The 17,583-nt window shown below is 55.2% G+C and carries 18 protein-coding genes, 1 pseudogene and 2 riboswitches; of the genes and pseudogenes, 11 read left to right on the top strand and 8 right to left on the bottom strand.

Features of this window, described 5'->3' with window-relative positions; genetic code table 11:
• Positions 1–57 precede the first annotated feature (57 nt).
• The gene (locus tag BLO51_RS04315) at positions 58–423 is read right to left on the bottom strand and encodes a c-type cytochrome (RefSeq protein WP_090667298.1); all 366 of its coding nucleotides are present in this window, start codon (positions 421–423) and stop codon (positions 58–60) included.
• Between the two features lie 259 nt (positions 424–682).
• Here BLO51_RS04315 and BLO51_RS04310 point away from each other — a divergent pair, with 259 nt between their 5' ends.
• Positions 683–1,330: a response regulator gene (locus tag BLO51_RS04310; protein WP_090667569.1), complete on the top strand. Its 648-nt coding sequence runs from the start codon at positions 683–685 to the stop codon at positions 1,328–1,330.
• A gap of 70 nt (positions 1,331–1,400) precedes the next feature.
• Here BLO51_RS04310 and metE read toward each other — a convergent pair whose 3' ends face one another.
• From metE to ahlS, 6 genes are all read right to left on the bottom strand, one after another.
• Positions 1,401–3,695 (bottom strand): 5-methyltetrahydropteroyltriglutamate--homocysteine S-methyltransferase, encoded by a 2,295-nt coding sequence (gene metE, locus BLO51_RS04305; protein WP_090667295.1) that lies wholly within the window; start codon positions 3,693–3,695, stop codon positions 1,401–1,403.
• Between the two features lie 157 nt (positions 3,696–3,852).
• A riboswitch (cobalamin riboswitch) is annotated at positions 3,853–4,050 on the bottom strand.
• 99 nt (positions 4,051–4,149) lie between these two features.
• Positions 4,150–5,001 (bottom strand): energy-coupling factor ABC transporter ATP-binding protein, encoded by an 852-nt coding sequence (locus BLO51_RS04300; protein WP_090667292.1) that lies wholly within the window; start codon positions 4,999–5,001, stop codon positions 4,150–4,152.
• Complete coding sequence (cbiQ, locus tag BLO51_RS04295; protein ID WP_090667286.1) at positions 4,998–5,801, bottom strand: cobalt ECF transporter T component CbiQ; 804 nt, start codon at positions 5,799–5,801, stop codon at positions 4,998–5,000. The genes BLO51_RS04300 and cbiQ overlap by 4 nt, the downstream gene beginning before the upstream one ends.
• A complete protein-coding gene (locus BLO51_RS04290; RefSeq protein WP_090667283.1) occupies positions 5,798–6,082 on the bottom strand; it encodes an energy-coupling factor ABC transporter substrate-binding protein in 285 nt (94 codons plus the stop codon). The genes cbiQ and BLO51_RS04290 overlap by 4 nt, the downstream gene beginning before the upstream one ends.
• On the bottom strand, positions 6,079–6,846 hold the full coding sequence (locus tag BLO51_RS04285) for an energy-coupling factor ABC transporter permease (protein ID WP_090667280.1): 768 nt from the start codon (positions 6,844–6,846) through the stop codon (positions 6,079–6,081). Before BLO51_RS04285 ends, BLO51_RS04290 begins: the two co-directional genes overlap by 4 nt.
• 144 nt (positions 6,847–6,990) lie before the next feature.
• Positions 6,991–7,181, bottom strand: a riboswitch (cobalamin riboswitch).
• 88 nt (positions 7,182–7,269) lie between these two features.
• On the bottom strand, positions 7,270–8,118 hold the full coding sequence (gene ahlS / locus BLO51_RS04280) for an AhlS family quorum-quenching N-acyl homoserine lactonase (protein WP_090667277.1): 849 nt from the start codon (positions 8,116–8,118) through the stop codon (positions 7,270–7,272).
• A gap of 227 nt (positions 8,119–8,345) precedes the next feature.
• On the opposite strand from ahlS, the gene BLO51_RS04275 reads away from it, so the two are divergent.
• The 9 genes from BLO51_RS04275 (at position 8,346) to yhfH (ending at position 15,962) form a co-directional block, all read left to right on the top strand.
• Positions 8,346–9,299 carry an ABC transporter permease gene (locus tag BLO51_RS04275; protein ID WP_090667274.1) on the top strand — a complete coding sequence of 318 codons (954 nt, stop codon included), beginning with the start codon at positions 8,346–8,348 and terminating at the stop codon, positions 9,297–9,299.
• A complete protein-coding gene (locus BLO51_RS04270) occupies positions 9,289–10,239 on the top strand; it encodes an iron chelate uptake ABC transporter family permease subunit (RefSeq protein WP_090667271.1) in 951 nt (316 codons plus the stop codon). Before BLO51_RS04275 ends, BLO51_RS04270 begins: the two co-directional genes overlap by 11 nt.
• Entirely contained in the window at positions 10,233–10,991 is a 759-nt protein-coding gene (locus tag BLO51_RS04265; RefSeq protein ID WP_090667268.1) for an iron ABC transporter ATP-binding protein, read from the top strand. Before BLO51_RS04270 ends, BLO51_RS04265 begins: the two co-directional genes overlap by 7 nt.
• Positions 10,992–11,057: 66 nt before the next feature.
• The gene (locus BLO51_RS04260) at positions 11,058–12,053 is read left to right on the top strand and encodes a siderophore ABC transporter substrate-binding protein (RefSeq protein WP_090667265.1); all 996 of its coding nucleotides are present in this window, start codon (positions 11,058–11,060) and stop codon (positions 12,051–12,053) included.
• 140 nt (positions 12,054–12,193) lie between these two features.
• Complete coding sequence (locus tag BLO51_RS04255; protein ID WP_090667262.1) at positions 12,194–12,379, top strand: hypothetical protein; 186 nt, start codon at positions 12,194–12,196, stop codon at positions 12,377–12,379.
• Positions 12,380–12,609: 230 nt separating this feature from the next.
• Positions 12,610–12,783, top strand: coding sequence for a hypothetical protein (locus tag BLO51_RS29060; protein WP_167670103.1), 174 nt, complete (start codon positions 12,610–12,612; stop codon positions 12,781–12,783).
• A 76-nt stretch (positions 12,784–12,859) separates the two neighbouring features.
• Entirely contained in the window at positions 12,860–14,146 is a 1,287-nt protein-coding gene (aceA, locus tag BLO51_RS04250) for an isocitrate lyase (protein ID WP_090667259.1), read from the top strand.
• Between the two features lie 13 nt (positions 14,147–14,159).
• On the top strand, positions 14,160–15,761 hold the full coding sequence (gene aceB / locus BLO51_RS04245) for a malate synthase A (protein WP_090667255.1): 1,602 nt from the start codon (positions 14,160–14,162) through the stop codon (positions 15,759–15,761).
• Positions 15,762–15,779: 18 nt separating this feature from the next.
• On the top strand, positions 15,780–15,962 hold the full coding sequence (gene yhfH / locus BLO51_RS04240; RefSeq protein ID WP_090667252.1) for a protein YhfH: 183 nt from the start codon (positions 15,780–15,782) through the stop codon (positions 15,960–15,962).
• 62 nt (positions 15,963–16,024) lie between these two features.
• Here the strand turns inward: yhfH and BLO51_RS31110 are convergent.
• A pseudogene (locus BLO51_RS31110) lies at positions 16,025–16,132 on the bottom strand (MerR family transcriptional regulator); the annotation flags it as partial.
• Between the two features lie 75 nt (positions 16,133–16,207).
• Here BLO51_RS31110 and BLO51_RS04230 point away from each other — a divergent pair.
• Complete coding sequence (locus BLO51_RS04230) at positions 16,208–17,530, top strand: DRTGG domain-containing protein (protein ID WP_090667245.1); 1,323 nt, start codon at positions 16,208–16,210, stop codon at positions 17,528–17,530.
• Positions 17,531–17,583: the final 53 nt, after the last annotated feature.

Below are 17,583 nucleotides of genomic sequence, written 5' to 3'. Positions count from 1 at the left end.
GTTCAACCTCCGGTTTCGTTGTTCTTTTTGCATTTCATTTCGCCTATTCCGCGCGCGTTATTTCTTTTCGGCGAGCCAGCGGGCGACGTTGGCAATCTCTTCGTCCTTCAAGCTGCTCTTGAACGCCGGCATGCCTCCGCGTCCGTTCTGGATCACTTTGTACAGCTGCTCGGCCGACAGCTTCTCGCCGATCTTCTGAAGATTCGGTCCCATTTTGCCTTCCAGATCGTTGCCGTGACAGGCGATACAGGACTGCTTGTAGACGGCTTCGGCGGCTTGGGCGTTAAGCGGAGCATCGGGAAGGGCCGGAGCGGCCGCCTCTTGCTTGACCTCGCTCGAATGCCGCTGCACCTCAGAGAACAAAAACCCCATGCCCAGAACGCAGGCAATTCCGCACAGGGACACCATCATCCATCGATGCATACATGCTCCTCCTTTCATTTCCACGATAATCCTAGCACTTTCGTTTCCGGCTTGTATATAGCACTTTGGAGTCAGACTAAAGCGCTTCATCCGAGGATTTGTCACGAAATTGTCGATCGTCCGGCGGGAAATAGCCCGACTGGGTCATGGGGAGCTGCGGGCGGGTATGGTTAGATGGAATGACAGGAGTACGATCGTTGATCCGGACGGCGAGAAGGAGCGCAGCGATCGCCGCCGGAAGGAAGAGAGGGGGATTTCCATGAGTCAACCGATTCGAATTATGCTGGCCGACGACCATGCGCATGCGCGCCAGGCGATGCGGGAAATTATTCAAGCGGACCCGGAGTTCGAGATCATATGCGAGGCGACGAACGGCAAAGAAGCGGTGCTGCTGGCGGAGCAGTGGATGCCCGATGTCATTCTGATGGACATCCGCATGCCCGAATTGGACGGTCTGGAAGCGACCAAGCTGATTAAAGAACGGTTCCCGTATGTCAAAATTGTTATGGTTACGGTATCGGACGATATTACGCATTTGTTCGAGGCGCTGAAGAAAGGGGCGCAGGGCTATTTGCTGAAAAACCTTCATCCCGCTTCGTGGCACGAATATTTACGGGCGGTCGCCATCGACGAAGCCCCGATGTCCCGGGAGATCGCCGTGCGTCTGCTTCAGGAGTTTTCCTCCGTCAGGCAGAGCATTCCAGATCATTCGCCGCTCACCCGGCGGGAAAAGGAGATTTTGGAGTGCGTGGCCAAAGGGAACTCCAACCGGGAGATTTCGGAAATTTTATCCATCTCCGAGCATACGGTGAAAAACCATCTGAAAAATATTTTGCATAAGCTGCATTTGGACAACCGGGTGCAATTGATGCGCTATGCCTATGAGAAGGGCTGGTTCAAGGGGTAGGGAGCTTGCTTGCGCAAATGAAAAAAGCCGGAGACCGGGCATCGTAGCCCTTATCTCCGGCTATATTTCGTTACGCTTCGGCGCAGCGCGCTCTGAACTGTTCGGCGGCAGCGACCATGTTGCGCAGGGAAGCGACTGTTTCTTCGACGCCTCTCGTCTTGAGCCCGCAATCCGGGTTGATCCAGAACAGCTCCGGCTCCAAAACGGACAGTGCGCGTTCGATCGTGCGGGCCATCTCGTCAACGGCCGGCACCCTCGGGCTGTGAATGTCGTACACGCCCAGACCGATGCCCTGATCGTACGTGTGCTCGTCGAAGCTCTGCATCAGCTCGCCGTGGCTGCGCGACGTTTCGATGGAAATGACGTCCGCATCGAGAGCGCGGATCGCGTCGATAATGTCATGAAACTCACAGTAGCACATATGCGTGTGAATTTGCGTCGTATCCTTCACGGCGGCGGAAGTCAAGCGGAAGGCATGAACCGACCAGTCCAGGTAATGCTGCCAATCCTGCTGTTTCAACGGCAAGCCTTCGCGCAGCGCAGGCTCGTCGATCTGGATCATGCCGATGCCCGCGTTCTCCAACGCTTCCACCTCCTGGCGCAGCGCCAAGGCGATCTGATAGGAGACTTGCTCCCGGGAAATATCGTCGCGGACGAACGACCAGTTCAGGATGGTGACCGGACCGGTGAGCATGCCTTTGACGGGCTTGCCCGTCAGCGACTGCGCATAGACCGTTTCTTCCACCGTCATCGGTCGGACGAATTCGACGTCGCCGTAGATGACCGGCGGCTTGACGCAGCGGGAGCCGTACGATTGAACCCAGCCGTTCCGGGTGAACAGGAAGCCGTCCAGCTTCTCGCCGAAAAACTCCACCATGTCCGTCCGTTCGAATTCGCCGTGTACCAGCACGTCCAAGCCGAGCTCTTCCTGAATCTTGATCCAGGTTTGAATTTGCTCCTGAACGAAGGTCCGGTACTGCGCTTCGTTCCATTCCCCGGTTCTCCAGTGTTTGCGCGCTTGTCTCACTTCCGGCGTCTGCGGGAAGCTGCCGATCGTTGTTGTCGGCAGGAGCGGAAGCTGGAATTTATTTTGCTGGAGAATATGGCGCACGGAATAAGGGCTCTGTCTGGCCGATGATCCCCCGGCAATATGTCGGGTAGCCGCACGGACGGTTGACCGGTTGCGGAACGAAGAGGCGTTCAGCTCCCGAACGAGCCGTGCGCTTGCTTCCAGACCGGACCGTACGGTGTCCGTTCGATCTCCGGCCGCCGCCTTGCTCAGCAGAACGACTTCGTCCAGCTTCTCGTCGGCGAAGGCCAGGAAGGGCAGAAGGTCGGCGTTCGCCTGCTCTTCCGTCCGGGTCGTCACCGGAACGTGCAGCAAGCTGCTGGAAGGCTGAACGATCAACGTCCCCGACGGGACGAGAGCGGACACCTCATCCAGCAGCTGCAGTTTAGCTTCGAGGTCAGCCAGCCATACGTTGCGTCCGTCGATCAATCCGACGCCCAGCGCTTTGTCGGCCGGGAATCCATGCGCGCGCAGGGCGGCGATATTCCGGTCCGCCCCGTGGACGAAATCGAGTCCGATGCCTTGCACCGGCAGGGCGACCGTCTGCTCGTACTGCTCGACAGAATCGAAATACGTCTGCAGCATCAGCTTCAGTCCGGGAGCGGCTGCGTGCAGCTGCGCATAAATGTCTGCGATTCGCTCCATATCGGTCTCGGATAAAGACGTAACCAGAATCGGCTCGTCGATCTGTACCCATACGGCGCCTTCCCGCTCCAGCTCAGTCAAAATTTGTTTGTACAACGGCAGGAACAATTCGATCAAGGCGTCCAGCTGCTCCGGCGCATACCCTTTGGACAGCTTCAGGAACGTATACGGTCCAATCAGGACCGGCTTCCCGTCGATGCCGAGCTTACGCTTCGCTTCGCGGTAAGCCTCCAGCGGCTTGTTCACGGTCAGTACCGGGGTCAGACCGTTCAATTCGGGCACGATGTAGTGATAGTTTGTATTGAACCATTTGGTCATCTCGCACGCCGGAGCGCCTTGCGTTCCGCGGGCCATGGCATAATAGGTTTGAAGCGGAACAGGACCTCCGTCGTAAGCAAAACGCTTCGGAACGAGCCCGAACATCGTCGCCGTATCGAGCATATGGTCGTATAACGAAAAATCGCCTACCGGAATCAGCCCGATTCCTTTTTCCTGCTGAACCTTGAGATGCGCCAAGCGGAGCGTTTCCAGCCCGCTTACAAACTGCTCCTCCGGCAATTTGCCCGCCCAGAACGATTCCAGAAGCTTTTTCCATTCCCGTTTCGCGCCGATGCGCGGGTACCCGATATTGCTGCTTACGATCCGACTCATGTTTAAAAGCCCCCTCAAGTTTTTTGACTTCCATGTTAATTATGAACATACAAAAAAAGGCATCTTTACCCTGAAGCGAAAAAGGATAAAGATGCCCCTCGTCTAATACCCACGGCGGCTGCCATCTTTAACACATCCCTATCTCCCGTAGGTAAAAGCAGTGCTGTCAGAACAGGCAGGTCTCCTGGCTCCGGAATCATGGTCTTGCGCCGGCCTTCCCAATCCGAAGATCAGTGGCTAAGTATGGCGTAAGACTCCTCCGTTACAGTGGCGGGACCGCGCCGGTATTTCACCGGCTTCCCTTTTAAGCTCCGATACGCGAACGTAGAGGAGCACCTGTTCCCACGATATTCACTTGTGATTCTGTATCAATATACAACTAAACCGATCGATGAGACAAGTATTATTTTTAAGCGGCGATAGTTCTGGCGACGACGGGGCCGCTTGTTTACTGCTAAAGAGCGCCTGCGGACATATAGCCGGATTGCAAAAAAGCTTTCATCGCTTCGATGCTGCGGGGTGGGGCATGGCTTTTGCGGACGGCGGCCGGGAGCGCTTGCCAAAGCTCCAGCAGCATAGGCGGCTCCAGTCCGAGGCGGCGGAGCTTCGCTTCGTCGGCAAACACTTCGTGCGGCGGTCCCGCCATACAGCATGCGCCTTGGTCCATGACCAGCACCCAATCCGCCCAAGCGTAGGCGAGATTCATATCGTGGGTCGCCATCGCTACCGTAATTCCCTGTTCTTGGGCAAGGTCCAACTCCTCCAGCAGCTGCCGCTCGGACAAGCGGTCGAGGTAAGCCGTCGGCTCGTCCAGCAGCAGCAGTTCGGGCTCCAGCACGAGCACGCCCGCCAGCGCGACGCGCTTCTTTTGCCCCAGACTCAGCTGGTGGAGCGGGGTGTCGGCGAGAGGCTTCAGCCCCATAGAGAGCAGCATCCGCTCCGTGCGGACGGCAATCTCGTCCTCCGGGAGTCGGGCATTGCGCAAACCGTAGGAAACGTCTTCGTATGGCGTATTCAAAATCAGCTGCTGCTCCGGGTCCTGGAATACAAGACCAACCTGCCGGCGAAGCTGCAGTAGGTCGTCGCGGCGGTACGATAGAGGCGCGCCCTTCAGCTTCAGCTGTCCCGAAGCGGGGCGGTGGATGCCAATCGCATGCAGGAAAAAGGTCGATTTGCCGGATCCGTTATGGCCGCAGATCGCCGTCTTTTTTCCTTGTGGTATCGTTAAGGTCAAGCTGCGCAGCGCTTCCTCCCGGGTGCCCGGATAACTGTACCGGAGGTCCAGCGCTTCCAAAATCGGTTTCATTCGATTCCCCTCCAGCGGAGCCAACACTCCAGCAGCAATAAGATCGCGACGCCGATGCCGCTTTCGAGGCGGTATCGGACGGGAACCGCGCCGGCCCGGTAAGGGGCCGGACGGATTTCCTCGGTAAATCCTCTGGAGACGAGACCGTGCGACAATCCTTTGTAGCGGTGCATCGTCTTGGCGAACAGCCGGACGATCAGCAGCGCCGTGTCGTTCAGCCTGCCGCGAAAGCCGTTGTGTCCTCCGCGGGCCCGCTGCGCGGTATACAGATCGTGCGCCGTCTCCGTCAAAATAAACAGGAAGCGGTAGGTGATCATCATAAGCTCAAGCGCCAGAGCCGGAACCCGCAGCCGTTTCATCACTTGAAACAGTTCGGCCACTGGGGTTGTAAACATGACGAACGACACGGCCGACAAGCAGGCCGCCGCCCGCATGAACAATGCCGCAGCCGTATGCAGTCCTGTCTCCGTGACGTAGACCGACCCGTACGGCCGGGACCAGAGAACGAACACAGAGGAGCCGGGAGCGGCGGCGCTTCCCGGCTGGATCTCGAAGAGCAGGGCAGGCAGGCTGGCGATAAAAAACAAGCAGGCCGTTCCCAGCATAACCAGATGAGCTTTCAGCGGAATTCGGGCATACCGGACGACCCACACGATCATCCAAGCAAAGATTGCCGCTTGGACGGGGGGATGCGACCCGTACGACAGCATGAACAGCGCGGCCGCGAAGCCGCATTTCCACATCGGGGACATGCCGCGCAGCCGGTTGCCGTAAGAAAGCGAATCAATGAGTCGGATCATTGCGGTTTCGACTTGGATGCCTTACCCCGGAACAGGCCGATCACGTACCCGATAAATCCGGCTCCGATGGCGGCCTGCAGTGCGAACAGCATGCTTTCGGTTTCGGGCGGCGGCTCCAGCAGCGACGAGAACCAGGGCTCGTAGGACGGCTGGATCGTCTTGATCATTTCTTCGGCGGCGCCATCCGCGCCGCCGAACTCCGCATTCACGAAGAGCAGCGGCAGTACGGCCAGCAGGACGACGCCGGCAAGCAGCAGGATGTTTTTGGTTCCGGTTTTCACAGCTCGCGCGCTCCTTTCATTTTGCGCTGCAGCAGCGACAGCTCTTCCGAGTTGTGGGCCTGCAGCCAGTTCCAGATTAATACGGTCAGCAGCCCTTCGCTGATCGCCAGCGGAATTTGCGTTACGGCGAAGATGCCGCCGAATTTGAGCAGCGAGGCCGCCACGCCGCCTTGCTCGGCGGGAAAAGCGAGCGCCAGCTGAAGCGACGTTACGATATAGGTGGACAGGTCGGCGAGCGCCGCCGCCGTGAAGATGGACAGCTTCTGCTTGCCGGTCGACTTCATCATTCCCTTGTACACCATGTAGCCTACGAACGGACCCGCGACGGCCATGGAGAATGCGTTGGCCCCGAGGGTCGTCAGCCCGCCGTGGGCAAGCAGCAGCGACTGAAACAACAGCACGATGGAGCCCAGCACGCTCATCGGCAGCGGACCGAACATGACCGCTCCGAGTCCCGTGCCCGTCGGATGCGAGCTGCTTCCCGTCACAGATGGAATTTTCAGCGCCGACAGCACGAAGGTAAAGGCGGCGGCCAGACCGAGCATAATTTTCAGCTCCGGCGTTTCCTTCGTTATTTTTCTGAGCGCCCGCAGCCCGAGAATGAAGAAGGGCAGAAAGGCGGCCCACCAGAAAACGGCCCAGCTGAACGGCAGAAATCCTTCCATAATATGCATGGCGTATGCGGATTTGGGCGCGTTCAACGACAAATACAGCGTTAAACCGCTTACCAAAAGCAGGGTGCCGATCGTCTTTTTCTTGTTCATAATCCTTCCTCCTGAACGATACTAAGGTAATCAAAAAAAAGACCGATCCTGTAGGATGGGTCTTGGGTACGCACGCCGATAAACGACAATGCGCGCAGGTCATTGTTCGGCTATGTTCGTACACCTCTCCTTTCCGCGAAGGGCTTCGGGTGCATCCATAAGGTAGGTCTCCTGGCTCTCGGATCGTCGTGTTCTTTCGCCTTCCCCGACGGTGAATCGAGTGACGTCATGGAAAGAAAACTCCCCGAATACAGTGGCGGGACCGCTCGGGATTTGCACCCGATTCCCTGTTACCCTTTGCTCTGCGCAAAGGCACCTTATCGATTTCGTTATGCGGTTGTATCGATGCTTGAAGAAAAAATAGTTCGCTACAAAACTATTCGCTACAAACAGGACATTTCCTTTCAAACGTCCAAAAATATTTTACTCGTAGCATCCTTCGGTCGATTTGCGGAATGTTTTGAACTGATTCGCATCATGCCCGAACCATACTTGGGACTTCGTTCGGTTGGCCAGCGTGCGGATTTTCTCCACCGCGCTCCGGTAACCGAGCGAATCGTACAAAATGCCCGGCGGCTTGACCGGCGGGCCGAAGCTTTCCGCCGTATAGACGGCATCGGAAGCGAGGATGATCCCGCCCGTTTCCGGCATATCGACGTGCAAGCCTAGCATGCCCCAGGCATGGCCGCTTCCAAAGTTAAGAATCTTGATGCCTTCGGCCAACTCCAGGTTATCTTCACTGCGCTTGACCGTTTTCCACTGCAAGTGGTTTTTGATCCACGCGTCGATGTCTGCCCAAATATAGCCGCCTTTTTTTTCGTTGCGGGCATAGGACTGCAGCGCGCCGTTCAGCTCGTCCTCATGAACGATAATCGTAGCGTTCGTGAACATCTCCAGGCATCCGGCATGATCCAGATGCAGGTGGGAAGCAATGACGTACTTGATGTCCTCGGGTCTTACTTTCAGCTGCTCCAGCCGGTTGTGCAGATAGCATTCCTCGCTTGCCGTCCAAGGGAACAACTGCTGGGTCGAGCGGGTCCAGCGTCCTTCAGTGCCCATCGAGTTCGGGTTACAGGACGTATCGAACAAAATTTTCCCTTCCGGATGATCGATCAATACGGTATAGATTGGAAATTCCACGAACTGCGTCTGCGCGTTGGGATTGCTGATCGTCGCCGGATTGTGCATGGATATCAGCCAGTTTTTGTCCATGCTCATCCGGCCGTTGTCCATCACATACAGCTTGGGCCGGGCTTTCATTCGATTTGACATGTTCATTCCTCCCATTCTTAAAGAAATATATTCGCTTGTTTACTCGCTCATGCTTTCTGTATGAGGGGAGCGTTTCCAGTAAATTTTGAAAAAAATCTTGACTGACGCATTCTTATTGTCTAATATAGTTTAAGATTGTTTATTAAGAATGATTCTCAATATCGTTTGATTGATAATGAAAATCATTATCGAATTATTTACTACTAAACTTATTGTTAGGAAACGTCATGAGAAAAACTTATTTGGTCCTTGCCCTGATTGTTTTATCCGTTGCTTCTTTATTCATCGGCGTGAAAGATTTGACGCTAACCGATATCGTGCAGTGGAACGAGGAGAAGGTCGAGGTGCTGATGATCAGCCGGTTCCCGCGTTTGATCAGCATTCTGATCGCCGGCATGAGCATGAGCATCGTGGGCCTCATTATGCAGCAGCTCAGCCGCAACAAATTCGTCTCCCCGTCGACCGCGGGCACGATGGATTCGGCCAGTCTGGGCATCCTGGTCGCCCTGCTGATCTTTACGGAGGCGACTCCGCTGCAGAGGATGTCCGTCGCTTTTATATTTTCGCTGGCCGGTACATACCTGTTTATGAAAATTCTCGACCGGGTGAAATTTAAGGATGCGATCTTCATTCCGCTCGTCGGTCTTATGCTCGGCAATCTCATCGAATCGATGACGACCTTTTTCGCCTATAAATACGATCTGATTCAAAGCATGTCGTCGTGGCTGCACGGAGACTTCTCGGTTGTGCTGAAAGGCCGCTACGAGCTGCTGTACATCAGCATTCCCGCCACGGTGCTGGCTTACTTGTTCGCCAATAAGTTTACGGTCGCGGGGATGGGCGAGGATTTCTCCGTCAACCTCGGATTGAATTACAGACAGGTGGTCAATATCGGACTTGTGATTGCGGCCCTGGTGACTTCGGTGGTCGTGCTGACGGTCGGCATGATTCCGTTTCTGGGCTTGATCATTCCGAACATCGTCACGATTTATCAAGGGGACAACCTGAAAAAAAATCTTCCCCATACCGCTTTGCTCGGAGCCGTCTTCGTTCTGGCCTGCGACATTTTCGGGCGGGTGATCATTTATCCGTATGAGATTTCGATTGGATTGACCGTGGGGGTTATCGGAAGCGGGATTTTTCTTTACCTGCTTATGAGGAGAAAGAAATATGAGCAATAAAGTCAAGTTAACCTTGCTTGCCGTGGTCGCGGTGGCTTTGGTTGTGCTGTTTATGGTCATACAGTCGGGTGGCAACTGGGATTACATTCTTCCCAGCCGAGGCAGGAAGGTGCTCGCGCTGCTGCTTACCGGCTTCTGTATCGCCTTCTCGACGATGGTGTTTCAGACGATTACGAACAACCGGATTTTGACGCCCAGCATGATCGGGCTCGATTGGCTCTATATGTTGCTCCAAACCGCGATCGTCTTTATTTTCGGCGCAGCTAGCATAACGATGATCAGCAATCAATGGAACTTCGTTCTGTCCGTCGGATTGATGGTGCTGTTCGCGCTTCTGCTCCATAAGCTGATGTTCCGCAGAGAGGGAACGAACATTTATTATTTGCTGCTGGTCGGACTTGTTCTTGGAACGTTGTTTCAAAGCTCGTCTTCGTTCATGCAGATGCTGATCAATCCCAACGCGTTCATGGTTTTGCAAGGCAAGCTGTTTGCCAGCTTCAGCAGCGTCAACTCGGATCTTTTGACGATCTCGGTCGTCGCGGTGCTGGTCATTACGCTGTATTTCAAGAAGCTTCTGACCTATTTGGATGTGATCTCGTTAGGCAAAGAGCATGCGATCAATCTGGGCGTGCCTTACGACAGCATCGTGAAACGGCTGCTGATTGTCGTTGCGATTTTGGCTTCGATCGCTACCGCTCTGGTCGGGCCGATTACGTTCTTCGGTCTGCTTGTCGCCAACGTCACACACCAATTTTTGCGCACGTACCGGCACAGTCAGCTTATTCTCGGAGCGGTCCTGATCGGGATGATCGCCTTGGTCGGCGGACAGTTGATGGTGGAACGGGTGTTCACCTTTACGACCACGCTCAGCGTCATCGTGAATTTCATCGGCGGGTCTTACTTTCTATATCTTCTGTTGAAGGAGAACAAATCGTGGTAGAAGTACGCAACGTAACGAAAACCTACGGGAACAAGCGCGTCGTCGATCAAGTCTCCGTCAAGGTCAACAAAGGAAGCATCACCGCTTTTATCGGGCCGAACGGCGCCGGCAAAAGCACGCTGCTGTCCATGATGAGCCGCCTTCTGACTAGGGATGAGGGAGAAGTGTGGATCGAAGGCAAAGAAATTGGGCAGTACAAGAGCGGCGAGCTGGCCAAAAAAATCTCGATTCTGAAGCAGTCCAACCACATCGGCATCCGCTTGACGGTTCGCGAGCTTGTCAGCTTCGGCCGCTTTCCTTATTCGCAGGGCAAGCTGACGAAGGAGGATTGGACGTTTGTCGATGAGGCTATCCGCTACATGGAGCTCGAAGACATGCAGCACAAGTATATCGATCAATTGAGCGGCGGCCAGCGGCAGCGGGCTTACATCGCCATGGTCATCGCGCAGAATACCGAGTACATTTTGCTGGATGAGCCGCTCAACAATCTGGACATGAAGCATTCGGTCCAGATTATGAAGGTGCTGCGGCGGCTGGTCGACGAGCTGGGCAAGACGATTGTCATCGTGATCCATGACATCAATTTTGCCTCCTGCCATGCTGATTACATCGTGGCGCTCAAGGACGGGAAGCTGGTCCGCGAAGGCCCGACGGCGGAGATCATCGAGGAGTCCGTGCTCAAGGACATTTACGATATGGATATCCATATCGAGGATATCAACGAGAACAGGATTTGTGTGTATTTTGCTTAGCCGATTGTCCAAGGGACGCCATACCGTCCTTTGCAATAAATATTACGATTATCGAGGTGGTCAAAGATGAAAAAATTTTCATGGATGCTCATGATCGTGCTGCTGGCCGTTATGGTTGCGGCGTGCGGAACGAACGGTTCGGGCAGCTCCAATAATGCGGCAGGGGGCGCCAACAGCGGCGGCGATGCGAAGAACGCGAACACGGCCGCCGCAACGAAAGACAACGAAGAGCTGACGGTTAAACATAAGCTTGGGGAAACGAAAGTCAAGAAAAACCCGAAAAAGGTCGTTGTGTTCGACTTCGGCACACTGGATTCACTGGATAAATTGGGCGTTGATGTGACCGGCGTTCCGTCGAAAAACCTGCCATCCTATTTGTCCAAATACAAGGACAGCAAGTATACGAACGTAGGCGGCCTGATGGAGCCGGACTTCGAGAAGATCAACCAGCTCAAGCCCGATCTGATTATCATCTCCGGACGGCAATCGTCCAAATACGATGAGTTCAAAGCGATCGCTCCGACGATCTTTATGGGCGTAGACGACAAAAGCTACATGAAATCGTTCGAAGACAATGTGAAGCTGCTCGGCCAAATTTTCGGCAAGGAAGCGGCAGCGGAGAAGGAGTTCGCCGCCATCGGCGACTCCATTAAGAAGCTGAAAGAAAAAGCGTCCGCTGGCGGCAAAACCGCATTGGTCATCTTGACGACCGGTGGCAAGACCAGCGCTTACGGCCAAGGCTCGCGATTCGGCATTATCCACGACGTATTCGGCTTCACGCCTGCAGACAAAGATATCAAGGTGGAGACGCACGGTCAAAGCGTAACGTTCGAGTACGTGGCGCAGAAAGACCCGGACTATCTGTTTGTCGTCGACCGCGACGCCGTTGTTGGCAAAGGAACGCCGGCGAAGCAGGTCGTGGAAAATGAGCTGACGAAGAAAACGAAAGCCTACAAAAACGGCAAAATCATTTATTTGGATTCGAACTACTGGTACCTGTCCGGCGGCGGCTTGCTTTCCGTGGCCGAGATGGTGAAAGAAGCGGAAAAAGCGGTGCAATAACCGCGCCCGCCGCCATAACACTGCAGCATGAACAAACTCCCTTTGTTGCCACCGGCGATAAGGGAGTTTGTGCTGTTAAGTGAATAATTATAGTGCCGGGCGTCAACCCTATCTTCATCTTGGCAGGTGGAGGTTTGGCGATGAACCGGGAAGAAGAAGAAGGGTATTTCGAACATTTTACGAATAACAGCATTACGACGCCTCCGGATCAGGAGGATATGGCAGCGACCGATGGTATCAGCGAATTCGTGGAGCAGGTGATGGACAGCCTCGCCGGGGAAGCGGACAATTCCAGTTCGGAGCGGGCGCACTCGTCGTCGGAGTAACATAGGTTCAATACACGTCCGCGAAAGCGGCTTTTCCCGAAAGGGAGGAGCCGTTTTTTTCGCGTTTTATCGCGGGTTTGGAGCATGCAGCAAAGCCTATTTTGCATATACTGTTATAAAACAGATAAAAAATTTAAAAAACAGTATTGAACAGTTTGGTATGTTGTTATATAATAATCTCATCAAACAAAAACACTGTACTATAATAATAACAAATGGAGGTAGTTCACATGAATTGTCCGATATGTCACGGTCATGGCGAAATTGAATCCCCTAATTTTCATTCCGGCGGCGTATCTAAGAACGACGAAAAGCAAACTCCGGAATACCGGGACGCTTTCGGCACGAAGGTTACCATTTGCTTCTGGTGCTGCGGCAACGGCTACGTAGAAAGCCACGAGTAGTCCGCAACGATTTCAATCGTTTATTACATCGTAATCACTCATATGACTCATAACCAATTTCAGGAGGGCAAAAGGGATGACAACCACTAATCGTAAAACGCAATCGGAACAGCTTCGGCAAAAATGGAGTTCCAAACGGTATGAGGGAGTACGGCGCCCTTATAGTCCGGAAGACGTACTTCGCTTGCGAGGCTCGGTACTGATCGAGCACACGCTGGCGCAGCGGGGAGCGGAGAAGCTGTGGAAGCTGGTTCATACGGAGGATTACGTTCATGCCCTTGGCGCCCTGACAGGCAATCAAGCTCTCCAGCAGGCGAAGGCCGGACTGAAGGCCATTTATCTCAGCGGCTGGCAGGTGGCGGCGGACGCCAACCTGAGCGGCCAGATGTATCCCGACCAAAGCCTGTATCCCGCGAACAGCGTACCTGCCGTAGTCAAGCGGATCAATCAGACGCTGCAAAGAGCGGATCAGATCCAGCACGCGGAGGGGAAAGAGAACATCGACTTTTTCCTGCCGATCGTGGCCGACGCCGAAGCGGGCTTCGGCGGACCGCTCAACGTCTTCGAATTAATGAAAGCGATGATCGAAGCGGGGGCGGCGGCTATTCACTTCGAGGATCAGCTCTCCTCGGAGAAGAAATGCGGACATATGGGCGGCAAGGTGCTGCTGCCTACCCGGCAGGCGGTCCGCCATCTGATCGCCGCCAGACTTGCCGCCGACGTTATGGGCGTCGATACGATGATCATCGCCAGAACGGATGCAAATGCGGCCAAGCTGCTGACCAGCGATATCGACGATAACGACAAGCCGTTCCTGACAGGCGAGCGTTCGCCGGAAGGCTTCTATTATGTCAAAGACGGGCTGGACCAAGCCATTTCCCGAGGCCTCGCGTACGCTCCTTATGCCGATATGGTCTGGTGCGAAACGGCCGAGCCGAATCTGGAGGAAGCACGGCGGTTTGCGGAAGCGATCCACGCGAAGTACCCCGGCAAGCTGCTGGCGTACAACTGCTCGCCTTCGTTCAACTGGAAGCGAAAGCTGGACGATACGACGATCGCGGCGTTCCAGCAGGAATTAGGAAAGATGGGCTACAAATTCCAATTCGTGACGCTGGCGGGCTTCCATTCGTTGAACCACAGCATGTTCGAATTGGCCAGAGGGTACCGCGACCGCGGAATGGCCGCCTACTCGGAGCTGCAGCAGTCGGAGTTCGCCAGTGAGCGTTACGGCTACGAAGCGACCCGGCACCAGCGCGAGGTCGGAACCGGCTACTTCGATGAAGTGTCGCTTGTCCTGTCCGGAGGCGATTCCGTGACGACGGCGCTCACGGGTTCTACCGAAGCGGAACAGTTTGCGGGCTAAGGAGGCCAAGGCGATGACTTATCATGCGGTTTCACAAGGCGTGCTGCTGAAGGGCCGAATGCATAACCCGGCTTATTTTGAAATCTTGACTCCGGACGCGCTGGCATTTGTGGCGGAACTGGAGAAGAAGTTCGGTCATCGGCGTCTCTCCTTGCTGAAACAGCGGGAAGAGCGGCAGGAGAGGATCGATGCGGGAGAGCTGCCCGATTTTTTGAAGGAGACGGGGGATGTTCGCAGCGGGGATTGGCGCATTGCGCCGATCCCGCCCGATCTGGCCGACCGCAGAGTCGAGATCACCGGGCCTGCCGGCGACCGGAAAATGGTCATTAACGCGCTGAATTCCGGCGCGAAGCTGTATATGGCGGATTTTGAAGATGCAAACTCGCCGCAGTGGAGCAATTGCATCGAAGGACAAATCAACATGCGGGACGCCGTGCAGCGAACGATTCGCTACGAGTCCCCGGAAGGCAAAACGTATGCGTTGAACGAACAGACGGCCGTACTGAAGGTCCGCCCACGGGGCTGGCATTTGGAAGAGAAGCACGTATGGATCGATCAGCGTCCAATGTCGGCGGGACTATTCGATTTCGGCTTGTTCTTCTTCCACAACGCGCAGGAACTGCTGGATCGGGGGAGCGCCCCGTACTTCTACTTGCCGAAGCTGGAAAGCCATCTGGAAGCGAGATTGTGGAACGATGTCTTCACCTTTGCCGAGCAGAAGCTGGGCATCCCCGCAGGCACGATCAAAGCGACGGTGCTGATCGAGACGATTCTGGCGGCTTTTGAGATGGACGAAATTTTGTATGAGCTGCGGGAGCACAGCGCAGGCCTCAACTGCGGACGTTGGGACTATATTTTCAGCTACATTAAAAAGCTCAGAAACCAGGAGCATGTCATTTTGCCGGACCGCGGCCTGGTGACGATGGAATCGCCGTTCATGCGGGCCTATTCGCTGCTCGCGATCCAGACGTGCCACAAGCGGGGAGCGCCCTGCATCGGAGGTATGGCCGCGCAAATTCCGATCAAGGACGATCCCGAAGCCAACGAGGAGGCCATGCGGAAGGTCCGTGCGGATAAGACGCGCGAAGCGACGCAAGGGCATGACGGAACCTGGGTCGCCCATCCGGGCCTTGTGCCGGTCGCCCGGGAAGTGTTCGACCGCCTAATGCCGGCGTCCAACCAGATCGACCGGCAGCTGACGGACATCGAAGTGACCGCCGCCGACCTGCTCGAAGTTCCGCAGGGGCCGATTACGGAAGCCGGCGTTCGTACGAACATTCATGTCGGTCTTCACTATTTGGAAGCGTGGCTGCGGGGCTACGGCGCGGTGCCGATCCGCAACCTGATGGAGGACGTAGCCACCGCGGAAATTTCGCGGGCGCAGTTGTGGCAGTGGATTCATCATCCAAAGGGCATTCTGGAGGACGGGCGCAAAGTAACGGCCGATCTGTTCCGAGAGCTGCTTGAAGAAGAGCTGAAGGCGATTCGGGAACGCATTGGCGCCGACCGGTTCGAGCAAGGACAATACATGCTGGCGAAGACGCTGTTTAGCGATATGACGTCGTCCCCGGCCTTTGAGGACTTTTTAACGATCCCAAGCTATGCGCATTTATAAGAATGGAGGAGAAGGAATATGCTTCAATCATCGACGAAGTTTTACGAGCAGCTTCCCGCCAAATGCTGCAGCCGCTGCGGCGAAACGGTAGAGGAGATGGCGGACTGCCATCACACGGAGTGCTATAAATGCTCGGAAACGGTATTTTATCCGCTGTCGCCCATCTTTCTGAGCATGTACAATTCGGCGATTCAAGAGTAGCGGGCCGTATCGACTCGCACAAAGCAGCTCCTTTCCTGCGCGGAAGGGAGCTGCTTTGTGTGAAGATGAAAGTCGTCGCCGAGGAAAAACCGCGTTTGGGCTGCAAAATCCGCAGCGGTGACGGTATGCCCGTGCTTGTTCATAAAGACAAGGTGGTCCCGGATCAGCCGGGGCTCTATTTTTGTGTATCCGCTTATAGTATAATTGTTAAAGATTGTTACGTTGTCAACTAGGCGGGTGAAGCGATGCAGGAAGAGACGCTGACCAAGCATGAACAGATCATTCGATATATTGAGGAATTGAGCATAGGAACGCACATCTCCGTCCGTAAAATTGCTCAGGCCCTCGAAGTCAGCGAGGGAACGGCCTACCGCGCGATGAAGGAAGCGGAGACGTTGGGCTATGTCAACACGAAGGACCGTACGGGCACGGTGCGGGTGGAGAAAAAAGAACCGCAGCCGATCGACAAGCTGACGTTCGCCGAGGTAGTCAACATTGTGGACGGCGAGGTGCTCGGCGGCACGAGCGGCCTTCATAAGTCTTTGAATAAATTCGTGATCGGGGCGATGCAGCTCGAAGCGATGAAACGCTACATCGAGCCGGGCAATCTGCTCATTGTCGGCAACCGTACCCAGGCGCATCTCTATGCGTTGGGGCAGGGCGCGGGCATACTCGTGACGGGCGGCTTCCAGACGCTGGACGAGGCGAAGGAGCTGGCCGACGAGCTCGAGCTGCCGATTATCAGCACCAGCTACGATACGTTTACCGTGGCGACGATGATCAACCGCGCGATTTACGACCAGCTGATCAAGAAAAAAATCATGCTCGTCCACGACATTATCCGGACCGATGCCCGGGTCTATTCGCTGCGTGCCGAGGATACCGTCTCGGACATGCAGCATTGGATGGACGAAACCGGGCATACCCGCTTTCCGGTCGTGGACGAACGGAACAAGCCGATCGGCATGGTGACGGCGAAGGACGTCGTCGGAGCCGAAGCGGGACAGCCGATTCACCAGCTCATGACGCTGGACCCGCTCACCGTGGGCGACCAGGCGCCCGTCGCTTCGGTCAGCCATACGATGGTGTGGGAAGGCATCGAGCTGCTGCCCGTAGTAGACAAGGACGGAAAAATGGTCGGCGTGATCAGCCGTGACGATGTGCTTAAAGCGATGCAGTATTTGCAAACGCAGCCGCAGCATGGGGAAACTCTTGAGGATCAAATCTGGTCCGGGATGGAGAAGGCGCGGGGCAAGGACGGCGAATTTTATTACCGGGGAACCGTAACCGCCCAAATGACCAATCCGGTCGGGACGGTGTCGGAAGGCATTTTGACGACCCTGATGAGCCAGGTTGCGATCCGCACGATCCGGGAACAAAAAAGAGGCGACTTGATCGTGGACAGCTCCTCGAATTATTTTCTGCTGCCGATCCCGATCGATAGCGTGATCGAATGCGTGCCGAACGTGCTGGAGATGAGCCGCAAGTACGGGAAGATTGAAGTGGACATTTTTTGCGACGGGAAACGAATGGCGAAGTCGACGTTTACTTGCCGTTTGACGGATTGAAGGTTATGAACATGCAAGCCCCTTGACCGTAATTCAGGTTAAGGGGCTTGCTT

The organism is Paenibacillus tianmuensis (genome assembly GCF_900100345.1).
Lineage (GTDB): Bacteria > Bacillota > Bacilli > Paenibacillales > NBRC-103111 > Paenibacillus_G > Paenibacillus_G tianmuensis.
This window is presented reverse-complemented; position numbering and strand designations above follow the sequence as displayed.